The sequence below is a fragment of the Xanthomonas sp. NCPPB 1325 genome, from assembly GCF_041477645.2.
In the GTDB taxonomy this organism is placed as follows: Bacteria; Pseudomonadota; Gammaproteobacteria; order Xanthomonadales; family Xanthomonadaceae; genus Xanthomonas; species Xanthomonas cannabis.
The window spans coordinates 3,252,359-3,273,335 of record NZ_CM192985.1 but is presented as its reverse complement, the minus strand read 5'-3'; the positions used below and the strand labels follow the sequence as shown (position 1 = coordinate 3,273,335).

The following is a 20,977-nucleotide window of genomic DNA, read 5'->3' as shown; positions in this document are numbered from 1 at the left end:
GGTTGCGTCGAGTGGGGCCTGGTCGCGTCGTCCCGGAGGTGCGTGCGTTGCCGTTTGGCATGCACGCCGCTTGCGCAGGCGATGCCGGCAAGAGCGATCAAGAAACCCTTATTTTCCAAGGTTGTCGAGCCCGCTTGCGTAGCAGGCCCTGCACGCGCCGCTGCAGGGGCAGCATCTACACTGGCGCGTCGTGAATGTCAGGGCCGGCAGTGAGCAAGCGTAACGTCTTCAAGTGGATGGGCATCGGCATCGCCGTGTTCGTGCTGGGCAGTGCGCTGTCGTTGTACGGGTATGGCCGCTTCGCCGACCGCCAGCGCGGCCCGGTAAGCCATGCGTTGCCGGCCACTGTCGTCAGCACGCCGATCGATCAGGTGGTGGCGCCCTTGCAGCGGGCGCATGCCGATCAGACCGGCATGGTGATCCTGTCCGACAATATCGATGCGTTTGCAGTGCGTGCGCTCACCGCGCGTGCGGCCGGGCGCAGCCTGGATCTGCAGTACTACATCTGGCATGCCGATTTCACCGGCAATCTGCTGCACAACGAGTTGCTGCGTGCTGCCGACCGCGGCGTGCGCGTGCGCCTGCTGCTGGACGACATGAACATCCATGGCAGCGATTCGGTGCTGGCCGCGCTCGACAGCCATCCGATGATCGAGATCCGCCTGTTCAACCCCACCCGTGCGCGCGAAGGCACCCTGATGCGCGGCGTGGAGATGGTGCTGCGCATGTTCAGCATCAACCGGCGCATGCACAACAAGGCCTGGATTGCCGATGGCCGCATCGCGGTGGTGGGTGGGCGCAACGTGGGCGACGAATATTTCGATGCCGCGCGCGATACCAACTTCATGGACATGGATGCAGCGCTGATGGGGCCGACGGTGCAGCAGGCCGAAGGCAACTTCGATGCGTACTGGAACAGCCCCAATGCCTTGCCGCTGGCCGCCCTGGTGACGGCAAAGCCGCAGGCGCTGGAGGCGTTGCGTGGCAGCCTGGATGCCGGCATGGCCTCGGCGCGCGCGCACCCGTACGTGGAGCGGCTGCGCCGCTCGCCGAGCGTGCATGCGCTGATGCAGGGCGATCGTGCGGTGCATTGGCTGGACCATGCACGCATCGTCTCCGATCCGCCGGAGAAGGCCGAAGGCGCACCGCCGCAGGCCGACTGGATGACGCCGGTGTTGATCGGCGAGATGGCGCGCGCGCAGCGCGAGTTGAAAGTGATCTCGCCCTACTTCGTGCCCGGCGACGAGGGCATGCGCTGGATCGGCGAGCTGCGTCGGCGCAATGTCCGGGTCAATATCCTGACCAATTCGCTGGCGGCAAACGATGTAGTCGCCGTGCACAGTGGCTACGCCGACTATCGGGTGCCACTGCTGCAGCAGGGCGTGCGCCTGCACGAGCTCAAGCCGATGGGCAAACCCGATGGCAGCCTGTTCGGCTCCAGCGGCGCCAGCCTGCACACCAAGGCGTTTGTGGTGGACGACAGCAGCGGTTTCATCGGCTCGTTCAACCTGGACCCGCGCTCGATGAACCTCAATACCGAAATGGGGCTGCTGTTCGACGACCGGGTGGTCACTGCAGAGCTCGAACGGCTGTACAACCATAAGGTCAGTGCGCCGGTGAGTTACCGCGTGACGCTGGACCAGGGTGAGCTGCGCTGGCACGACGACGCCGCAACGCCGCCGGAGGTGTGGTCACGCGAGCCGGCCGCGAGCGCGTGGCGGCGCGGCGCGGCAACGGTGATGGGCTGGTTCCCGCTGGAGTCGCAGTTGTAGCTGGTTGGTCGGCGGTTGCCCTCATCCGCCCTTCGGGCACCTTCTCCCGCGGGCGGGAGAAGGGAGTGTGGCGGCCTTGTTGGATTCGTTCGCGCGTGACGCGGACGTCCGTTGGGCTATTGCAGCTGCGTCACGATCTCGCGTGCCATCGCGCCCAGCGGCAGGATGCGGTCCGCGCCTCCGCGCTTGATCGCTTCCTTGGGCATGCCGAACACGATGCTGGTGTGCTCGTCCTGCGCCACCGTGCGTGCGCCGGCCTGACGCATTTCCAGCAGTCCGGCGGCGCCGTCATCGCCCATGCCGGTCATGATGATGCCCAGCGCGTTGCTGCCGGCCGCACGTGCAGCGGAGCGGAACAGCACATCCACCGACGGGCGGTGCCGGTTCACTGGTGGGCCTTCCATCACTTCGACGAAATATTGCGCGCCACTGCGCCGCAGCAGCAGGTGTTTGCCACCGGGCGCGATCAGGGCGCGGCCCGGCATCACGCGGTCGTTGTTGGCAGCCTCTTTCACGGCGATCTGGCACAGGCCGTTGAGGCGCGCAGCGAAGGCGGCGGTGAACTTCTCCGGCATGTGCTGCACGATCACGATGCCCGGGCACACGCGCGGCAACGCGGTCAGCACTTCTTCCAGCGCCTGGGTGCCGCCGGTGGAGGTGCCGATGGCGACGATGCGCTCGGTGGTCTGCGCCAGGGCGCGCCCGCTCTGCGCCGGCAGGATCACGTCGGCGGTGTGTTTGACTTCCGGCTCCAGCGGTGCGGCGGTGACGCGTGCGGCCAGCCGCTTGACGTTGGCGCGTGCGGCGCTACGCACGGTGGCCACCAGTTCGTCGGCCGAATCGGTGAGGAACTGCTTGAGCCCCAGGCGCGGCTTGGTCACCACTGCCACGGCGCCGGCGGCCAGCGCGTCCATGGTGACGCGCGCGCCCTTTTCGGTGAGCGTGGAGCAGATCACCACCGGGGTGGGCCGCTCGCTCATGATCTTGCGCAGGAAGGTGATGCCGTCCATGCGTGGCATTTCCACGTCCAGCACGATCACATCCGGCCAATGCTGGCGCATCTTGTCGATGGCCAGCAGCGGGTCGGCGGCAGTGGCGATCACCTCGATGCCTTGCGCGTCGTTGAGCACGCCCACCAGCACCTGGCGCACCACTGCCGAGTCGTCGACCACCATGGCCTTGATGGTGGCGGGATTGGCGGTGGGGCGGTTGAGCGCTGTCGACACGGTGAATCCTTGGGTCATGCCTTGCGGAAAATCGAGGGTGCCACCTGGACCAGATCGATGTCGAGTTCGCTCAGGCTTTCCGAGTGGCCGATGCAGAAATGCCCGCCCGGCTTGAGGGCGGCCAGCACGCGCAGGATCACCTCGCGTTTGGTCTGCCCGTTGAAATAGATCATGACATTGCGCAGGAAGATCGCATCGAAGCTGCCCAGCGGCGGCAGCGCAGCGTTGAGGTTGGCGTGCACGAACTGCACGCGGTCGCGCAGGCGGCGCTCCACCAGCAAGGTGCCGGCGTACTCGCCCTGACCACGCAGGCAGTAGCGTTTGAGATAGGGCTGCGGGATGCCGTCGATGCGTTGCAGCGCGTAATGCCCGGTGCGCGCCTTGGCCAGGACGCGCGTGCTGATGTCGGTGCCCACGACCTCGAACGGGCGCCCCTGCAGGGTGTCGTCCAGCACCATCGCCATGCTGTAGGCCTCCTCGCCGCTGGAGCTGGCCGCGCTCCAGCAGCGGAACGGCAGCCCGCCGCGATGCTCTGCGGCCAGCTTGCGCAGCAACTCGAAGTGCTTGGGCTCGCGGAAGAAATAGGTTTCGTTGGTGGTCAGCAGATCGATCGCGGTCTGGATTTCCGCACGGTCCTGGCGGCTTTCCAGCAGCTGCAGATACTGGGTGTAGCTGCTGAACTGGTGCTCGCGCAGGCGCTTGCCCAGGCGGCCGCACAGCATGGCTTTCTTGCCGGAGGAAATGCTGATGCCGGCCGCTTCGAAGATGAAACGCTGAAAGCGGCCGAACTCCTGTTCGGTGATGGCGGTTGCGGTGCTCATCGGCTCAGGCCACGTCCGCATCGCTGGGCACGCTGCTGTCGCTCAGGCGCGCAATGCGCACGGCGTGCTCGCGCCACCAGTCCGACAGCATCGGGCCGGGCATCGGCGAGCCCATCAGATAGCCCTGCGCCAGATCGCAGCCCAGCTCGCGCAGCAGCCGCCAGTCGTCCGGGGTTTCCACCCCTTCGGCCACGGCGGTCAGCTCCAGGCGATGCGCCAGCTCCAGCGTGGATTCGAGCACGGTGCGCTGGCTGCGGCTGCGATGCGCGGCCTGCACGAAGCTGCGGTCCAGCTTGAGTTCGGTGAACGGGATGCTGGCCAGGCGCTGCAGCGAGGAGAACCCGGTGCCGTAGTCGTCGATGGACAGACCGAAGCCGTGCAGGCGCAAACGCGCCAGCATGCTCAGCGCATTGGCCGGCTCCACGATGGCGCTTTCGGTCAGTTCCAGCACCAGGTCGGCCGGGCTCAGGCCGTTGTCGCTCAGCTTGCCGCACAGCTGTTCGAGAAAATCCTCTTCGCTCAGCAGGCGCGGCGACAGGTTCAAGGCCAGGCTCAGCTCGAAGCCTTCGGCACGCCAGTCCACCAGCTGCGCGATGGCCTTGTCGATGACCTGTTGGGTCAGCGCATGGATCAGCCCTTCGCGTTCGGCCAGCGGGATGAAGCGGTCCGGGCCGATCATGTCGCCCTGCGGCCGGCGCCAGCGTGCCAGCGCTTCCACACCGCGCAGGCAGCCATCCTTCAGGTCGAGCTTGGGTTGGTAGGCCACGCGGATTTCGCCGCGCCGCATCGCGCGGTCCAGGCGGGAGGCGGCCGCGCCGCCGCTGGACATCAACGGCGAGATCGCCGCCGCCGATGCGACGGGCGCCGTGGTACCGCTGTCCGGCTCGCAATCCAGCACGGTGGCCAGGTCCTGCAGGTTCATCGGTTTTTCGATCCCGCCCAGCACGCGCACGCCGGCACTGCGGCTGAGCTGCATCACCGCATCGATCAGCGCGCCGCCGCGTTGCGACACCACCACGACCGGCACGCCGTACTGGCCGCGGGCCAGCGCGTCGAGCAGTTGCACGCCGTCCATGCCGGGCATTTCCAGATCGATCAGCAGCAGCGACGGCGCCGTGGCGTGGCTCAGCCAGTCCAGCGCCGCGTGACCGTCGCCGGCGCCATCGACCTGCGTGGCGCCAAGCTGGCGGCATAACGCCATGGCGTGTTCGCGCTGGACCACGCTGTCGTCGACCACCAGTACCGGGCCGGCCAGCGTGCAGTTGCAGGAGAGAAGGGCGGGGCGCATGGGAATCCTTGCGTGCATGCGAAAGTCAGGCCGCCAGCGCGGCGGCAGGAAGCTGGGCGAGCGCATCGTGGCCCAGCACGGCATCGGCATCGAGCAGGATCACGAAGCGCTCGCCGATCTTGCCCATGGCCTGGATGAAGTCGCGCGCGATGCCGGCGCCGAAACTCGGTGTGTCGACGATATCGCCCGCGGCGATCTCCAGCACTTCGCTCACCGCATCCACCAGCAGCCCGAGCACCTGCTGCGTGTCGGCGTGCGCGATCTCCACGATCACGATGCAACTGCGCTTGGTGATTGCGCTGGCGCTGCGTCCGAAGCGCTGCTGCAGGTCCACCACCGGCACCACCGCGCCGCGCAGGTTGATCACGCCACGTAATGCCGGCGGCATCATCGGCACATCGGTGGGCGCGCGGTATTCGATGATCTCCTTGATGCCGAGAATCCCCAGGCCGAACATCTCCCCACCCAGGGTAAAGGTGAGGTATTGCTGCGGGGCCGTCGGCGACGGTGCGGTGCTGTTGGCAGTGTGCGTGTGCATCGTCGGCTCCTCAGAAGCTGGCGAACTGCGATTCGTCGATGGCATCGGCAGTGGCCGCCGCCATGCCGATCTGGCGTACGTTGGTGCGGCGTGCCGGTACGCTGACCACCTGCGCGTGGCCGGGCTGCACCACACGTCGCGGCCCGCTCTTGCTGGCCGGCACGGCGCCACGTCCGCCGTTGCCCAGCCGGAAGAAGCCCATCAACTGCTGCAGCTGTTCGGCCTGCGCGCTCATTTCTTCGGACGTGGCGGCCAATTCTTCGGCATTGGCCGCGGCCGACTGGGTGGTCTGGTTCAACTGGCCGACCGCGGTGTTGATCTGGCTGACGCCGGCGGTCTGCTCTTCGGAAGCGGCGGCGATTTCCTGCACCAGGTCGGAGGTGCGGCGGATCGAAGGCACCATCTCGCCCAGCACGCGGCCGGCGCTTTCGGCCAGTTCCACGCTGGAGCCGGCCACTTCGCCGATCTCCTGCGCGGCAATCTGGCTACGCTCGGCCAGCTTGCGCACTTCGGCGGCCACCACGGCAAAGCCCTTGCCGTGTTCGCCGGCACGCGCCGCTTCGATGGCGGCGTTGAGCGCCAGCAGGTTGGTCTGGTACGCGATGTCGTCGATGATGCTGATCTTCCTGGCGATGTCCTTCATCGCCATCACGGTGGCGCGCACGGTGTCGCCACCGTCGGCCGCTTCGCTGGCGGCCTTGGCGGCCATGCTGTCGGTGACGCGGGCGTTTTCGGTGTTCTGCGCGATGGAGGCGGTCATCTGCTCCAGCGAGGCGCTGGTTTCTTCCACGCCGGCGGCCTGTTCGCTGGCGGCCTGCGCAAGCGCCTGCGCGGTGGCGCTGACCTCTTCCGACGCACTGGCCAGGTTCTCGGCGTTGCGATTGACCTCGTCCACGATCTCGGTCAGGCGGGTCATGGTGGTGTTGACGTAGCGCTGCATGTCGGCGAACGCGCCTTCGTAGCGGCCTTCCACGGTGTGGGTGAGGTCGCCTTCGGCCATCGCGCCCATCACCTGGATCACTTCGGAGATACTGCGCAGGTTGCCGCGCGCACGTTCCACGGTGTCGTTGATGAAGGCCTTCTTGCCGGGCAGCTGCGCCAGCGGGGCATCGAAGTTGCCGCGGCCGAATTCGGCCACTACACCCATCGCCAGCTTCTTCACCGCGATATGCGCGCCCACCATCTGGTTGATGCCCAGCGCCATGCTGCGGAAGTCGCCGTCGAAACGTGCGCTGTCGATGACCACGTCGATATCGCCGGCCTCGTGTTCGGCCGACATGTGGTTGATCTCGCCGATCAGCCCGGTGAGGTTGCCGCGTACCTGTTCGATGGTGTCATTGATGAAGCGCTTCTTGCCCGGCAGCAGCGGCAGCTGCGCGGTGAAGTTGCCGCGACCGAATTCGCCGACGCAGGCAATGGCCTGTTTCTTGACCGCGATGTGGCCGGCGACCATGGCGTTGATGCCCTCCGCCATGCGGCGGAAATCGCCGGTGAAGCGCTGCGTGTCGATGACCACGTCGATGTCGCCGGCATCGTGCTCGGCGGACATGTGGTTGACCTCGGCGACCATGCCGGTGAGGTTGCCGCGGATCTGGTCCACGACGTCGTTGATGAAGGACTTCTGGCCCGGCAGGCGCTCCAGCTCGGCGGCGAAGTTACCGCGGCCGAACTCGGCCACGCACGCCATGGCCTGCTTGTTCACGGCGATATGGCTGGCCACCATGCGGTTGATGCCATCGCCCAGGGTGCGGAAATCGCCGTCGAAGCGCGCCACGTCGATGCGCGCCTCGATCTGCCCGGCATCGTGTTCGCGCCAGACGCGGTTGATCTCTTCGTTGACGTGACGGATGCCGCTCTGCACCTTGCGCAGCCCGCGCAGCACGTCGCCGGCCTGCTCGTCGCGTGTCTGCGGCAGGGCGACATCGAAGTTGCCGCGCGAGAACGCGTCCAGCGTGGTGGTGGCTAGCTCCAGCGAGTCGCTGGCCAGGCGGATTGCCCACACCAGCAAGGCGCCGCTGATCAGTGCGGCCACGATGCTGGCGCCGAGCAGGGCCGCATGCGAGAGCGTCAGCGCAAAGCCGGCGACGATCACGAGGACGGGCAGGGCCACCGCAAGCGCGGCGGTGAACCAGAGTTGGGTGGCGATCGGAAGACGGTGTGACATGGCGAGTGTCCTGGGGTCAGGTAACGACGAACGATGCGGATGGCGGGAGCGGGACTGCGAACGCTCAGGCCGCCAAGGCATCCTGGTTGGGATGCAACTGCTGAAGCAGGCTGGGCACATCCAGGATCAGCGCGACATCGCCGCTGCCCAGGATGCTGGAGCCACTGATGCCCCTGACCTGGGCGAAGACCTTGGACAACGGCTTGATGACGGTCTGCCATTCGCCGAGCAAGGTATCCACCACCAGGCCGAAGCGCTGTGCGCCCTGGCGGATCACCACGATGCTTTCGCGCGCGGGGGTCTTGCCGCCAAGCGCGAACAGTTCACGCAGGCGCACATACGGCAGCACGCTGCCGCGCAGGTCGATGTAGTCGCTGGCGTAGTCGGGCGTGAATTCCACGCATTCCTCCACCACATCCAGCGGCACCACGAACACGGATTTGCCCACGCCCACCTGGAAGCCGTTGATGATGGCCAGGGTCAGCGGCAGGCGCACCGAAATGGTGGTGCCCACGCCGGCCGCGCTGTCGATATCGACCGTGCCACGCAATGCGGTGATGTTGCGCTTGACCACGTCCATGCCGACACCGCGGCCGGACAGGTTGGTGACCTTTTCGGCAGTGGAAAAGCCCGGCTCGAAGATCATCGCGAATACCTCGCGGTCACTGAGCTGGCGGCCGGCTTCGGCCAGCCCGCGTTCGAGCGCCTTGGCCAGGATGCGGTCGCGGTTCAAGCCGCCGCCGTCGTCGGTGATCTGGATGACGATGCTGCCGGAGTCGTGGTACGCATTGAGCCCGACGGTGCCGCGTGCGGGCTTGCCGCGCGCCACGCGCACGTCCGCCGGCTCGATGCCGTGGTCCATCGCGTTGCGCACCAGATGGGTGAGCGGGTCGCCGATCTTTTCCACCACCGACTTGTCCAGTTCGGTGTCTTCGCCGGCAACGACCAGTGCGATGTCCTTGCCCAGTTCGCGCGCCACGTCATGCACCACGCGCTGGAAGCGGCTGAAGGTGCCGCCGATCTTGACCATGCGCAGCTGCAGCGCGCTTTCGCGTACGTCTTCCACCAGGCCGGCCAGGATCGAGGCCGATTCCAGCAATTGCGCATCGCCGCTGCGTTGCGCATTGGCATTGGTGCTGGCCACGGCGATGATGAGTTCGCCCACCAGGTCGATCATGCGATCGAGCTTGTCGGCATCCACGCGGATGGAGCGTGCGTCGGCGTTGCGCGCACCAGCATCGGGCGCAGCCCGCGCAGGCGCTGCGGCAGCGGACGGCACGGCGGCCAGCGCGTTGCTCGGCGTGGCAACGGCCAGCGGCTCGGCCGCGAGCAGGGCTGCCGCATCGGCGGGCGCCGGCACCGCGACGATGTCCAGATCGCAATCGTCGCGAACGAATTCGAACACTTCTTCGATCGCGGCGCGGTCGGCATCGCTGCGCAGCAGGATCTGGAAACCCAGGTAGTTGGCTTCCGGATCGAGCTCTTCAAAGCTCGGCAGCTTGCTGTGATCGGTGCTGATCGCTTCCACCGAACCCAGGCTGCGCAGATTGCGGATCAGCTTGAGCGGCGAGTTGCCGAAGCGCAGCGCGTCGGCAAACAGGGTGAGCGTGATGCGCCAGTACCCGCTCTGCTTTTCCGGCGTGCTGTGCTGGATGGCAGCGGTGGTGACGCCACAGGCGCTGGCATGCAAATAGGTCTGCAATTGCGCCAGCAGGGGTTCGGCTTCGGCGGCGAGGGCGGCCGGATCGGCATGGCCGGGGTCGGCCGCGGTTTCCACCAGCGCGTGGATGTGGTCACAGCACACCAGCAGCAGGCCGATCAGCTCCGAGCTCAAGGTCAGCGTCTCGTCGCGCACCAGGTCCAGCACGCTTTCCACCACATGGGTGAAGCCCACCAGCTGCGGCAGGTCGAACAGGCCACCCGAACCCTTGATGGTGTGCGCGGCGCGGAAGATCGCATTGACCGCATCCGGCGACGATTCGCCACGCTCGGCTTCGAGCAGGTGGCGTTCCATGTCTTCGAGCAGGTCCCGGCTTTCGGCCAGGAAGGTCTGCATCAGCTGGTTCATGTCCATGTGCGTCACCAGTCCGTTAGTGAATGCGTTCGCCGAGGCCTGCAACCGCGTGCGGGTACAGCGCTTCGAGCAGGCCGAGCAGTTCGACCACATCCACCACCGCGCGGCTGGAATCGGTCAGCGAAAACGGCCGCCCGTCGGCCTGGATGGCCTGCTTGATGGCCAGCAGCAACTGCAGGCCGGTGGTATCGATCTCGCTGACCGCGCCCAGGTCCAGATGCAATCCACCCGGATGCGCCAGTGCCGGCTGTAGCAGCGGCTTGAGTTCGGCGGCGCGACGGATGGTCATCTCGCCTTCCAGGGCAAGCGTCAACGGCGCGGGGAGATCGGAAAGCGGGCTGTTCATGAGTGCCTCGGGCGATGCCGCACGGGGAGTGCGCTGACGCGGGATGGATCGCAATGGCATGGGGTGGCGTGGCGCTGTTTTGCACACGGGGTCATGCCGGTCCATGCTGGTATCGGCGCCTGACAGGAATATTTAGGCCAAATTCAGCGCAATGACGGTTTTGCGAAATACGTCACTGCACGGGCATTAACAGCTCAGCTTCGTCGCAAGCAGGCTCAGGAAGGCACTGTCCCGGGCTGTCCTGGGACAGGCGAGACGCTGGATCAAATGCTGGCTGACGGTGCAGGTGTTGCCCTGCATGCGCGGGGCATGTGCGATGTGCTGTTCGGCGATGCCGGGCTGCGGCCGTGGCGCTGCCGACTCCGGCCGGATCGAACGGGCAGGGCGTGGCGTACAGACGCAACGAGCAGGTGATCGCTCACCTGCTCGCAGGGACTATCGCGTTGGCGGCCCTGTCCAGGGCCGCATGATCGCCAGGCTGTGCCGCGCTTCAGCCCGGTGCCAGTGCCGCCAGCAGGCCGCGTGCCGCATTGAAGCGGTCGGCGCCTTCGGGCATCGGCAGTTTGATGCGCAGCTTGTCCGGGCCGTCCATGGTGTAGATCTTGGGCTGCTTCTGGATCATCTGGATGATGGTCATCGGGTCGATCGACGGCTTGGCCTCGAACACCAGGCGTCCGCCGTTCTCGCCCAGATCCAGCTTGCGCACGCCCAAGGCATTGGCCTGCAGCTTGAGCTCGGCAATGGCGAACAGGTGCTTGACCGGGTCCGGCAGCAGGCCGAAACGGTCGATCATTTCCACCTGCAGCTCGCGCAGCGCGTCAGGATCGCGTGCGCTGGAAATACGCTTGTACAGGGTCAGCCGCGTGTGCACGTCCGGCAGGTAATCCTCCGGAATCAACGCCGCCACATGCAGCTCGACCTCCGCGCCACGCACTTCCTCGCCGGCATCCAGATCGGGCAACTTGCCCTGGCGGATGCTGCGCACGGCGCGTTCCAGCAGCTCGGTGTACAGGCTGAAGCCGACCTCGGCCATCTGCCCGCTCTGGTCTTCGCCCAGCAACTCGCCGGCACCGCGGATTTCCAGATCGTGCGTGGCCAGGGTGAAGCCGGCGCCAAGCTCGTCCATGGATGCAATCGCCTCCAGGCGCTTTTCTGCATCGGAGGTCATCGAGCGCCGATCGGGCACCACCAGGTACGCATAGGCACGGTGGTGCGAGCGGCCGACGCGGCCACGCAGCTGATGCAACTGGGCCAGGCCAAACCGATCGGCGCGGTTGATGATGATGGTATTGGCATTGGGGATGTCGATCCCCGACTCGATGATCGTGGTCGACAGCAGCACGTTGAAGCGTTGCTTCTGGAAATCCAGCATCACCCGTTCCAGCTCGCGCTCGGGCATCTGCCCGTGTGCGATGCCGATGCGCGCTTCGGGCACCAGTTCGGACAGGTCGCGCTGCATGCGCACGATGCTTTCCACATCGTTGTGCAGGAAGTACAGCTGCCCACCACGGCTGAGTTCGCGCTGGAAGGCTTCGCGCAGCAGCGCGTTGTCCCAGGCCGTGATGAAGGTCTGCACCGCCAGCCGGTTCGGCGGCGGGGTGGCGATGATGGACAGATCGCGCAGCCCGGCCATGGCCATGTTGAGCGTGCGCGGGATGGGTGTTGCGGTCAGCGTGAGCAGATGCACGTTGGCGCGCATCGCCTTGAGCGCTTCTTTTTGCCGCACGCCGAAGCGCTGTTCCTCGTCGACCACGACCAGGCCGAGATCCTTGAACTTCACGTCCGGCTGCAATAGCCGATGCGTGCCGATGATGACGTCGATCTCGCCGCTGGCCACCTTCTCCAGTTCGGCCTTGATTTCCTTGGTGCTCTTGAAGCGCGAGAGCACTTCCACCTTCATCGGATAATCGGCGAAACGGTCGCGGAAATTGCGGTAATGCTGTTCTGCCAGCAGCGTGGTGGGCACCAGCACGGCCACCTGCTTGCCGGCGCTGGCGGCCGCAAACGCGGCGCGCACCGCGACCTCGGTCTTGCCGAAGCCGACATCGCCGCAGACCACGCGGTCCATCGGCTGGCTGCTGGCCAGGTCGCGTAGCGTGGCATCGATGGCGGCCAACTGGTCGCCGGTTTCCTCGAACGGAAAGCCGGCCGCGAACGGCTCGTACATCGCGCGGTCCACCTGCAAGGCCAGACCCGCACGCGCGCGGCGGCGCGCCTGGATTTCCAGCAATTCGGCGGCCACGTCGCGCACCTTCTCGGCCGCCTTGCGCTTGGCCTTGGTCCATTGCTCGCCGCCCAGCGAATGCAGCGGCGCGGTCTCGGCCGAGGCGCCGGAATAGCGGCTGATCAGGTGCAGCTGCGCCACCGGCACATACAGCCGGTCGCCCTTGGCGTATTCGATTTCCAGGAACTCGCCGGGCATGCCGCCGGCATCGAGCACGATCAGGCCGCGGTAACGGCCCACGCCGTGATCCTCGTGCACGATCGGCGCGCCTTCGGACAGTTCGCCCAGGTCGCGGATGATCGCTTCCGGCTCGCGTCCCACCCGCCGCGAGCGACGCGGCTGGTTGGCCCGCTCGGGAAACAGCTGGCGCTCGGTGAGCACCGCAATCTGCGGGGCATCCAGCGCAAATCCGTCGTCCAGTGCGGCCACGGTGATGCCGAAACGCAGCGTGGTCGCAGCCAGGAATGCAGGCACATCGGCCACCACCTCGGGCTTCAACTGCGCGGCGGCCAGCACTTCCATCAAGGCTTCGCGGCGGCCGGCCGAGTCGGCGGCCACCAGCACCCGGCCGGGGTAATGGCTCAGGAACGTCGCCAGCGCCTGGCCGGCCGGCGCGTCCTTCGCGGCCACCGGCAAGGGCGGCAGCGGCTGGTCGCCGAGCGGGGCGGCCTCATCGATGCGCGCATGATCGCTGGCCCACACTTCGATGCGCGCCAGCTTGTTGAGCCGCTCGCGCAGCGCATCCGGGGATTGGTACAACTCGTCCGGCGGCAGCAGCGGGCGTTCCACATCGTGGCGACGCTGTTCGTAGCGGTTTTGTGCCTGGGTCCAGAACGCATCGGCCGCATTGGAGACACCGCTGGCGATCAACGGCAGGGCGCGCTTGTCCAGGTACTCGAACAAGGTGGCGGTCTTGGCGAAGAACATCGGCAGGTAGTACTCGATGCCCGAGGGCGCGATGCCGGACTTGAGGTCCTGGTACAACGCACTGCGCCGGGTATCCACATCGAAGCGTTCGCGCAGGCAGGCCAGCACGCGCTCGATGCTGGCATCATCCATCGGCACTTCGCGGCCGGGAAGCATCTTGACCGCGTCCACCTTGTCCAGCGAGCGCTGCGATTCCGGGTCGAAGGCGCGGATGGAATCGATATCCTCATCCAGCAATTCAACGCGCAACGGTGTGTCTGCGCCCATCGGGAACACGTCGAGCAAGCCGCCGCGCACCGCAAAATCGCCCGGGTCCATCACCTGCGGCACGTTGCGGTAGCCGGCGCTTTCCAGGCGGCGTTTTTCCGCATCCAGGTCCAGGCGCTGGCCCACGGTGAGATCGAAGCTGCCGCCAACGATGTAGCTCAGCGGCGCCAGCTGCTGCATCAGGGTCTGCACCGGCACGATCACCACACCCTTGGTCAGGCCGGGCAGGCGATGCAAGGCCGCCAGGCGCTGGCTGATGATTTCCGGGTGCGGGCTGAACTGGTCGTACGGCAGGGTTTCCCAATCGGGAAACGGCACCACCGGCAGCGCGGAGTCTTCGCCCAGTAGGGCGAGCAGATCGGCTTCGATCTGGTGCGCGCTCTGGTTGTCGCGGGCGATCACCAGCAACGGGCCGGCATGTGCTTCGGCGGCACGCGCGATCGACCAGGCCAGCGCCGTCGCAGACGAGGGTGCGCGCCAGTAGGCGCGGAGCTGGCCGGACTTGGGCAGCGGCGGAGAGGGGAAGATAGGCGACGGCATCAGCCCACAATTTTATCAGAGCCCCCGCCGCGGCCGGTCCATCTGGCGTGAAAGGGGGGGGGCGGTGTGTGCAGCAAGGCCCCGCAGCGTCGAGGGCGCGGTGCCCTCACCGCTCGCGGGACACGCCGTTAACCCGTCCATGGGGGCTCGATGGCGGCATCCATGCCGCCAACGGTCCCGCAATCGGCGAGGGCACCGCACCAGACAGTTGGCTGGTGGCTCTGTTGAAGAACGAAAACACACCAGAGTGTCGCTGGCAGCTGTTCTGTTGAAAACTCTGCAAACCGACCATCTCGACTGGTCCTTGCCCGCCCACCGTCGCGGGACCTTGAGCGGCATGGATGCCGCGCCAGAGCCTTATCTGTTCGGAATGTGGCAGCGTAGGTGTCGAGAGCCGGCGTGGGCTGCCGTATGAGCCTGGATCTAAGCGATCGCCTTGGAGCTTGGCACCCACGCCGGAATCTCCCTTGTTTCGCCCGAACAGTTGCCCGAGGTGACACTCGAAACGATAAGACTGGGCAGGCGAGGGAGCTCTCGACATTTCCAGCCTAGCGGAGATCTCCCATGAGCGGAATCGGGATCGATGTGTGCAAGAAGTCCCTGGATGCGGCTGTCTTTCAAGGTGAGGCCCGCCAGTTCAGCAACACGGCAAGCGGGCACTGCAAGCTCGTCCATTGGCTGAGGACACTGCCAGTTAGGCAGGTGGTGCTGGAGGCGACCGGTGGCTACGAGCTGGCCGCGCTGGACGCGCTGCATCAGGCGGGAATCCCGGTGGCACGCGCCAATGCGTCTCGGGCGCGTCACTTGGCCAACGGCTTGGGACTGGCAAAAACCGATCGGCTGGACGCGGGCATGCTGGCGTGTATGGCCGAGAAGATGGAGCTTCATCCCTATGTTCCACTGCCGCCGTGGCAGCGTCATCTGGGCGAGCATGTCCGCGCCCGCCGCCAGCTCATCGATCTGCTGAAGACGGCCAAACAACAGCTGTTGCAGGTGGCGGACAAACCGCTACGCAAGCTGCTGCAGGCCAACGTGAACCAGCTCGTGCGCAGTGTGGCGCGGCTGGATGAACTGATCGCCGGGCAGCTAAAGACGCTGCTCATCGAGCAACCGCACCTGGCGGCGTTGAAGACGCTCAAAGGGGTCGGTCCGGTATTGCTGGCCGTGTTGGCGTGCCGGTTGCCGGAGCTTGGGACGCTCAACGGAAAGCAGATCTCCCGATTGGTGGGGGTTGCCCCGCTATCGCGCGACAGCGGCAAGATGCGTGGGAAACGAGGGATCGGCGGAGGCCGTGCCGATATCCGGCAAGCGCTGTACATGGCGGCGATGTCCTCGGCGCGTCACGAGCCCCGCCTGCGTGATTTTTATAGAGCGTTACGGACACGCGGCAAGGAAGGCAAGGTCGCGATCGTGGCGGTGATGCGCAAGATGCTGGTCATCCTCAATGCGCGCGTGCGCGATGAAAGAGCCGCCACGCAGCCAGCCTGAGCATGCTCGATGGCCATGAGCAGACGCAAAAGCGTGCCGGCCAGCGGCCGCCACCTATGGATGAACACGTCTGAAGGAAACCGATCAGAGCTCGCGGATCGAGATCCTGATCAACACAGTTGCTCCATGGACGGATTCACGGCGTGTCCCGCGATGGTGGGCGGGCAAGGGCCCTGCAGCAAACGCAAAGTCGTCGAGTGCGCGGTGCCCTCACCGCTCGCGGGACACGCCGTCAACCCGTCCATGGGGGCTCGGTGGCGGCATCCATGCCGCCAACGGTCCCGCAATCGGCGAGGACACCGCACCAGACAGTTGGCTAGTGGTTTGTTGAAGAGCAAAGACACCGCGTCGCCAGTTAGCAAATCGCTTTTTGAAGACTCTGCGCACCGACCAACTCGACTGGTCCTTGCCCGCCCACCGTCGCGGGACCTTGAGCGGCATGGATGCCGCGCCAGAGCCTTCAGGGACGGATTCACGGCGTGTCCTGCGATGGTGGGCGGGCAAGGGCCCTGCAGCAAACGCAAAGACGTCGAGTGCGCGGTGCCCTCACCGCTCGCGGGACACGCCGTCAACCCGTCCATGGGGGCTCGGTGGCGGCATCCATGCCGCCAACGGTCCCGCAATCGGCGAGGGCACCGCACCAGACAGTTGGCTGGTGGCCTACTGAAAGCGATTTACTGCAGAGAGTTGGGCAATGGCTGCGGATCGCCGGCTTGTGACATTCGAAAGCGCTGCGACAGGACATCGAATGTGCTGGCAAGTGATCCATTTAAGGACGCGCAATTTACTGCTTGCGCCATGCGCACCGACCATCGTGACTGGTCCTTGCCCGCTCACCGTCGCGGGACCTTGCGCGGCATGGATGCCGCGCCAGAGCCTCCAGGGACGGATTCACGGCGTGTCCTGCGATGGTGGGCGGGCAAGGGCCCTGCAGCAAACCAACAGCCGAGCCGCTCCGACGAATCCCGAATCCCAGCCCCTCAGGCATCCAGCTCCAGCACCATCCGCACCAGCTCCGGCGAATCAGGGTGCGCCTGCGGCTTGAAGCCCAGCGATTCGGCCAGCTGCAGCATCGGCACGTTGCTTTGCAGCACATCGCCGAACAGGCAATCCAGGTACTTGCGGCGCGCCCACTTCACCAGCTTGCGCATCAATTGCCGGCCCAGGCCCTGGCCGGCAACGAAGCTGCTGACCAGGATGGTGTATTCGGCCTGGCGGGTGCCCGGCACCAACGCGGCGCGGGCGACCGCACCCACCAGCGCCTCGCCGGGCGGCAGCTGTTCGGCGGCGACCAGCACGATCTCGCTCTTGGGGTTGGGATGGGTCAGGCGTTGCACCATCTCCGGGGTGATTTCGGCGGAGGAGCGCACGAAACGCGCGCGGATTTCCTCCGGGCCCAACAGGCTGAAAGCCCCTTGCAGCGGCGGACCGTCCTCGGGACGGATCGGGCGGAGCAGAAGGGTGCGGCCATTGGGCAGGCTGAAGTTTTCATGCCAGGGAGGCATGCGATTGCGAATGGCCATGACCGGTGTTCCTTGAAGATCGGAAGATTCTGGCACCAGCCCGGCGCGCTACCGTGAATGAATCCGGTGCGTCGTCGGGGGCCAACAGAGGGGTGGCAGTGCTTCCCACTGGACTGTAACGAGCCGAGCCGTGAGCCGGTCGTGAGCTTGGCGCCCGGCTGCGGCGGCTGCCGGATGTGCCGAGCCAGTGCGTGCGCAGGCGATTGCGCTTGTGACGCACACGCGCAGCCACCACGCGGCGCGGAGGGCGTGCCCTGCCAGTGGCACACATCTGCAGCGCCCGGGAGCACGCGCGGATGCGCCACCGCAGTGCGACCGTCGCGCTGCAGCGCCTTATTCGGCTGCAGCTCCCGACAGGCGGGCAGGTGGAAGGCACCGCATCACGCGTCCTGGCGCAGCCATTCCAGCCGGGTGGAGGCACCCAGCTCGCCCAGGTGCTTCTTCAGCACCGGCAGCGCCGGCGTCAGCACCTTGTCGAATTGCCAGGGTGCGTTGACGATCAACAGCCCGCTGCCGGTCAGGCGCAGCGGCGAGTCGTCCGGGCGCACCTGCAGCTCTGCCACCAGCACCGACTTGGCCGGCAGCGTGGCGGCCTTGCGCATGAACGGCTGCAGGCTGCGGCGCAGCTTGATCGGGTACCACACCATGCAGATCGCCTGCGGCCAGCGTGCCAGCGCCTCGCGCACGCTGTGGATGATCTGCTGGTATTCGGCGTCTTGCGATTCGTACGGCGGGTCGATCAGCACCAGCCCGCGGCCGATCTTGGTCTCGCCGGCGCGTGGCGGCAGAAACGCACGGATGGCTGCATAGCCGTCGCCGGCATGCACACGCACGCGGTTGTCCTTGGCGAACAGGCCCTTGAGCGCCTCGGCTTCGTCCGGTTGCAGTTCGCAGAACGCCATGCGGTCCTGCGCGCGCAGCGCCTGCGCGGCCAGCAGCGGCGAGCCGGGGTAGTAATTGAGCTGGATGCCTGCGGTGGGGCGGGTGGGCTTGTGGCCGGGCGTGGCCGGGCGGGCGACGGCCTGGTTGTCGGCCTGCACCGCGCGCAGGTAGCGCTCGACCACCTCGGGCAAGGTGGCCTCGGCCATCAGCCGCATCACCCCGGCGTCGGCTTCGTTGGTCTTGCGGCTTTCCTCGCCACCGAGTTGATAGCGCCCGCGCCCGGCGTGGGTGTCGAGCACGAAGAACGGGGTGTCCTTGCGCTTGAGGGTGTCGATCAGGGCAAGCAGGGCGATGTGCTTGAGCACGTCGGCATGGTTGCCGGCATGGAAGGCGTGGCGATAGTTCATCGCGGCAGTGTAAGCGGGCGCGCTGGTTTGCGCTGGCCTGCGGGTCTGGATGCTGCGCATGGGCGCCGTGTGCGCCGGGTGCATACCCGCCGCGTCGGCGCTTGGTGTTGTCGAGGGGCGCCGCATTGCGCGCCGTGCCTGCAACCATCGCCTGTGCGGAGCGCCTGCGGTGCCGCGATGGCGCTACAGGCCGCGCCGGCATGCGGCTATGCTGCGCGGCATGTCCGACTCTCCTGCCCGCGTGCTCGTCGTCGAAGACGAAGCCGCCATCGCCGATACCGTGCTGTACGCGCTGCGCAGCGAAGGCTATGCGCCCGAGCATTGCCTGCTGGGCCGCGAGGCGCTGGCGCGGCTGCGCGCCCAGCCGGCCGATGTGGTGGTGCTGGACGTGGGCCTGCCGGACATCAACGGCTTCGAGGTGTGCCGCAGCTTGCGCAGCTTCAGCGAGGTGCCGGTGATCTTCCTGACCGCGCGCAACGACGAGATCGACCGCGTGCTCGGGCTGGAGCTGGGCGCCGACGACTACATGGCCAAGCCGTTCTCCCCGCGCGAGTTGGTGGCGCGGGTGCGCGCACGCCTGCGTCGCCGCAGCGTGGCAACGGTGTCCGAGCCGGGCTGGCAGCCGCATGGGGCCTTCGCGATCGACCGCGAAGGCAGCCGCATCCGCTACGGCGATGCCTTGTTGCCGCTGACCCGTTACGAATACGCCTTGCTGGCGGCGTTGCTGCAGCGCCCCGGTGCGATCCTGAGCCGTGCGCAGTTGATGGACCGTGGCTGGGACGCCAGCGCCGATAGCGCCGACCGCACCGTCGACACCCACATCAAGACCTTGCGCGGCAAGCTGCGCCTGGCCGGCGTGCCGGCCGACCCGATCCGCACGCACCGTGGTCTGGGCTATGCGCTGGAGCTGTAAGGCGATGGGTGGGCCCGCGCAGGCGTTGACCGGCGTGGCGCACTGAAATGCGGCTCGGCCTCAAGCTGTTTCTGGGCTTCTTTCTGATCGTCGGGCTGGCCGCGTTCTTCGTGATGCGGGTCTTCGTCAACGAGGTCAAGCCAGGCGTGCGCCAGGCGATGGAAGCGACCCTGGTGGATGCGGCCAATGTGCTGGCGGAGATGGCCAGCGGCGACCTGGCGGCCGGCCACATCGCCGACGGCCGCTTTGCGCGCAACCTGGCGCAGGCGCAGCAGCGTGACCCAAAGGCCTGGGTGTGGCGTTTCCGCAAGAACAACGTGGATTACCGCGTCACCGTGACCGACGCGCGCGGGGTGGTGGTGTTCGATTCGCAAGGCCGCGACGTAGGCCGCGACAATTCGCGCTGGAACGATGTCTACCGCACCTTGCGCGGCGAATACGGCGCGCGTTCCAGTCCGGAAAGCGACGGCGACCCCGGTGCGACGGTCATGCATGTGGCCGCGCCGATTTACGCGCCCGGCCAGCCGGGCACGTTGATCGGCGTGCTCACATTGGCCCAGCCCAATCGCAGCATCGACCCGTTCATCGAAGCCAGCCAGCGCAACATCCTGCAGCGGGGTGCCTGGTTGATCGGCATTTCCGCGTTGATCGGCATCGCGATGACCTGGTGGCTGATGCGCGGCATCGGCCGGCTCAACCGCTATGCGCAGGCGGTGAGCGCCGGCATTCCGGTGCCGCCGCCCAAGCCGCGCGGCGATGAGATCGGCGATCTGGGCCAGGCGCTGGAAACCATGCGCCGCAAGCTGGAGGGCAAGGCTTACGTCGAGCAGTACGTGCAGTCGCTGACGCATGAGATGAAGAGCCCGCTGGCGGCGATCCGCGGGGCATCGGAGTTGTTGACCGAGCCGTTGCCCGAGCCCGATCGCCAGCACTTCGTGGCCAGCATCCGCGCGCAGGAGCAGCGGCTGACCGAAACCATCGACAAGCTGCTGGCGTTGGCCGAAGTGGAGCAGCACGGCTGGCTGCAGACGCGCGAGCCAATTGCCGTGCCAACCCTGCTGCAGGCGGCGCTGGACGCCGCACGGCAGCGTGCCGCCAGCGCCGGTGTGCGGGTGGAGTGCGATGCGGCGTGCGCAACGGCCAGTACGCAGGCCGTGCAGGGCGACGCCTACCTGTTGCGTCAGGCGTTGGTCAATCTGCTGGAAAACGCCATCGCCTTCTCGCCGGAGGGCGGCACCGTGCGGCTGCATACCCAGGCGCAGGACGGCCAGTTGCACCTGCTGGTCGAAGACCGCGGCAGTGGCGTGCCGGACTACGCGATCGAACGCGTCTTCGAGCGGTTCTATTCACTGGCGCGCCCGCAGACCGGACAACGCAGCTCCGGGCTGGGCCTGCCGTTCGTGCGCGAGGTGGCCCGCCTGCATGGCGGCGAGGTGAGCTTGCGCAATCGCGACGGTGGTGGTGCGGTGGCAACGCTGCGTCTGCCAATCTCCTGAGGCATTGCGGCAGGACGACCTGTTGCCGGTCGACCACCCACTTCACATTCGCTTCAACTTCGCCTCAAACCCCCACCATCG

14 protein-coding genes are annotated in these 20,977 nt (G+C 66.8%); 4 read left to right on the top strand and 10 right to left on the bottom strand.

The annotated features are described in order from the left end of the window. Nucleotides 1–209 precede the first annotated feature (209 nt). A complete protein-coding gene (locus ACCQ10_RS13945) occupies nucleotides 210–1,772 on the top strand; it encodes a phospholipase D family protein (RefSeq protein ID WP_372361023.1) in 1,563 nt (520 codons plus the stop codon). Nucleotides 1,773–1,888: 116 nt separating this feature from the next. Here ACCQ10_RS13945 and ACCQ10_RS13940 read toward each other — a convergent pair whose 3' ends face one another. From ACCQ10_RS13940 to mfd, 8 genes are all read right to left on the bottom strand, one after another. Further along, a complete protein-coding gene (locus ACCQ10_RS13940; protein WP_372361022.1) occupies nucleotides 1,889–3,016 on the bottom strand; it encodes a protein-glutamate methylesterase/protein-glutamine glutaminase in 1,128 nt (375 codons plus the stop codon). Then, nucleotides 3,013–3,819: a CheR family methyltransferase gene (locus ACCQ10_RS13935; RefSeq protein WP_166751880.1), complete on the bottom strand. Its 807-nt coding sequence runs from the start codon at nucleotides 3,817–3,819 to the stop codon at nucleotides 3,013–3,015. The genes ACCQ10_RS13940 and ACCQ10_RS13935 overlap by 4 nt, the downstream gene beginning before the upstream one ends. Before the next feature lie 4 nt (nucleotides 3,820–3,823). Further along, nucleotides 3,824–5,107 carry an EAL domain-containing response regulator gene (locus ACCQ10_RS13930; RefSeq protein WP_372361021.1) on the bottom strand — a complete coding sequence of 428 codons (1,284 nt, stop codon included), beginning with the start codon at nucleotides 5,105–5,107 and terminating at the stop codon, nucleotides 3,824–3,826. A gap of 25 nt (nucleotides 5,108–5,132) precedes the next feature. Then, entirely contained in the window at nucleotides 5,133–5,645 is a 513-nt protein-coding gene (locus ACCQ10_RS13925; protein WP_372361020.1) for a chemotaxis protein CheW, read from the bottom strand. 10 nt (nucleotides 5,646–5,655) lie between these two features. Further along, nucleotides 5,656–7,809: a methyl-accepting chemotaxis protein gene (locus ACCQ10_RS13920; RefSeq protein ID WP_372361019.1), complete on the bottom strand. Its 2,154-nt coding sequence runs from the start codon at nucleotides 7,807–7,809 to the stop codon at nucleotides 5,656–5,658. A gap of 64 nt (nucleotides 7,810–7,873) precedes the next feature. Further along, nucleotides 7,874–9,883: a chemotaxis protein CheA gene (locus tag ACCQ10_RS13915; protein ID WP_372361018.1), complete on the bottom strand. Its 2,010-nt coding sequence runs from the start codon at nucleotides 9,881–9,883 to the stop codon at nucleotides 7,874–7,876. Between the two features lie 16 nt (nucleotides 9,884–9,899). Continuing rightward, nucleotides 9,900–10,229 carry an STAS domain-containing protein gene (locus ACCQ10_RS13910; protein ID WP_372361017.1) on the bottom strand — a complete coding sequence of 110 codons (330 nt, stop codon included), beginning with the start codon at nucleotides 10,227–10,229 and terminating at the stop codon, nucleotides 9,900–9,902. 490 nt (nucleotides 10,230–10,719) lie between these two features. Continuing rightward, a complete protein-coding gene (gene mfd, locus ACCQ10_RS13905) occupies nucleotides 10,720–14,187 on the bottom strand; it encodes a transcription-repair coupling factor (protein WP_372361016.1) in 3,468 nt (1,155 codons plus the stop codon). A 564-nt stretch (nucleotides 14,188–14,751) separates the two neighbouring features. On the opposite strand from mfd, the gene ACCQ10_RS13900 reads away from it, so the two are divergent. Further along, complete coding sequence (locus tag ACCQ10_RS13900) at nucleotides 14,752–15,675, top strand: IS110 family RNA-guided transposase (RefSeq protein ID WP_184386145.1); 924 nt, start codon at nucleotides 14,752–14,754, stop codon at nucleotides 15,673–15,675. Nucleotides 15,676–16,655: 980 nt separating this feature from the next. Here ACCQ10_RS13900 and ACCQ10_RS13895 read toward each other — a convergent pair. Both ACCQ10_RS13895 and ACCQ10_RS13890 read right to left on the bottom strand, forming a co-directional pair. Next, entirely contained in the window at nucleotides 16,656–17,198 is a 543-nt protein-coding gene (locus ACCQ10_RS13895) for a GNAT family N-acetyltransferase (RefSeq protein WP_047697449.1), read from the bottom strand. 380 nt (nucleotides 17,199–17,578) lie between these two features. Then, nucleotides 17,579–18,487 (bottom strand): 23S rRNA (adenine(2030)-N(6))-methyltransferase RlmJ, encoded by a 909-nt coding sequence (locus ACCQ10_RS13890; protein WP_372361015.1) that lies wholly within the window; start codon nucleotides 18,485–18,487, stop codon nucleotides 17,579–17,581. A 208-nt stretch (nucleotides 18,488–18,695) separates the two neighbouring features. On the opposite strand from ACCQ10_RS13890, the gene creB reads away from it, so the two are divergent. Both creB and creC read left to right on the top strand, forming a co-directional pair. After that, on the top strand, nucleotides 18,696–19,400 hold the full coding sequence (creB, locus tag ACCQ10_RS13885) for a two-component system response regulator CreB (protein WP_372361014.1): 705 nt from the start codon (nucleotides 18,696–18,698) through the stop codon (nucleotides 19,398–19,400). Between the two features lie 47 nt (nucleotides 19,401–19,447). After that, the gene (gene creC / locus ACCQ10_RS13880; RefSeq protein WP_372361013.1) at nucleotides 19,448–20,896 is read left to right on the top strand and encodes a two-component system sensor histidine kinase CreC; all 1,449 of its coding nucleotides are present in this window, start codon (nucleotides 19,448–19,450) and stop codon (nucleotides 20,894–20,896) included. The last annotated feature ends 81 nt before the right edge of the window (nucleotides 20,897–20,977 follow it).

What these genes read in the sequence shown, in the direction of transcription:
- ACCQ10_RS13895 (WP_047697449.1), bottom strand. Translation starts at nt 17,198, where the DNA reads ATGGCCATTCGCAATCGCATGCCTCCCTGGCATGAAAACTTCAGCCTG.
- ACCQ10_RS13890 (WP_372361015.1), bottom strand. Translation starts at nt 18,487, where the DNA reads ATGAACTATCGCCACGCCTTCCATGCCGGCAACCATGCCGACGTGCTC.
- ACCQ10_RS13930 (WP_372361021.1), bottom strand. Translation starts at nt 5,107, where the DNA reads ATGCGCCCCGCCCTTCTCTCCTGCAACTGCACGCTGGCCGGCCCGGTA.
- ACCQ10_RS13915 (WP_372361018.1), bottom strand. Translation starts at nt 9,883, where the DNA reads ATGGACATGAACCAGCTGATGCAGACCTTCCTGGCCGAAAGCCGGGAC.
- creC (WP_372361013.1), top strand. Translation starts at nt 19,448, where the DNA reads ATGCGGCTCGGCCTCAAGCTGTTTCTGGGCTTCTTTCTGATCGTCGGG.
- ACCQ10_RS13925 (WP_372361020.1), bottom strand. Translation starts at nt 5,645, where the DNA reads ATGCACACGCACACTGCCAACAGCACCGCACCGTCGCCGACGGCCCCG.
- ACCQ10_RS13900 (WP_184386145.1), top strand. Translation starts at nt 14,752, where the DNA reads ATGAGCGGAATCGGGATCGATGTGTGCAAGAAGTCCCTGGATGCGGCT.
- ACCQ10_RS13940 (WP_372361022.1), bottom strand. Translation starts at nt 3,016, where the DNA reads ATGACCCAAGGATTCACCGTGTCGACAGCGCTCAACCGCCCCACCGCC.
- ACCQ10_RS13935 (WP_166751880.1), bottom strand. Translation starts at nt 3,819, where the DNA reads ATGAGCACCGCAACCGCCATCACCGAACAGGAGTTCGGCCGCTTTCAG.
- mfd (WP_372361016.1), bottom strand. Translation starts at nt 14,187, where the DNA reads ATGCCGTCGCCTATCTTCCCCTCTCCGCCGCTGCCCAAGTCCGGCCAG.
- creB (WP_372361014.1), top strand. Translation starts at nt 18,696, where the DNA reads ATGCTGCGCGGCATGTCCGACTCTCCTGCCCGCGTGCTCGTCGTCGAA.
- ACCQ10_RS13920 (WP_372361019.1), bottom strand. Translation starts at nt 7,809, where the DNA reads ATGTCACACCGTCTTCCGATCGCCACCCAACTCTGGTTCACCGCCGCG.
- ACCQ10_RS13910 (WP_372361017.1), bottom strand. Translation starts at nt 10,229, where the DNA reads ATGAACAGCCCGCTTTCCGATCTCCCCGCGCCGTTGACGCTTGCCCTG.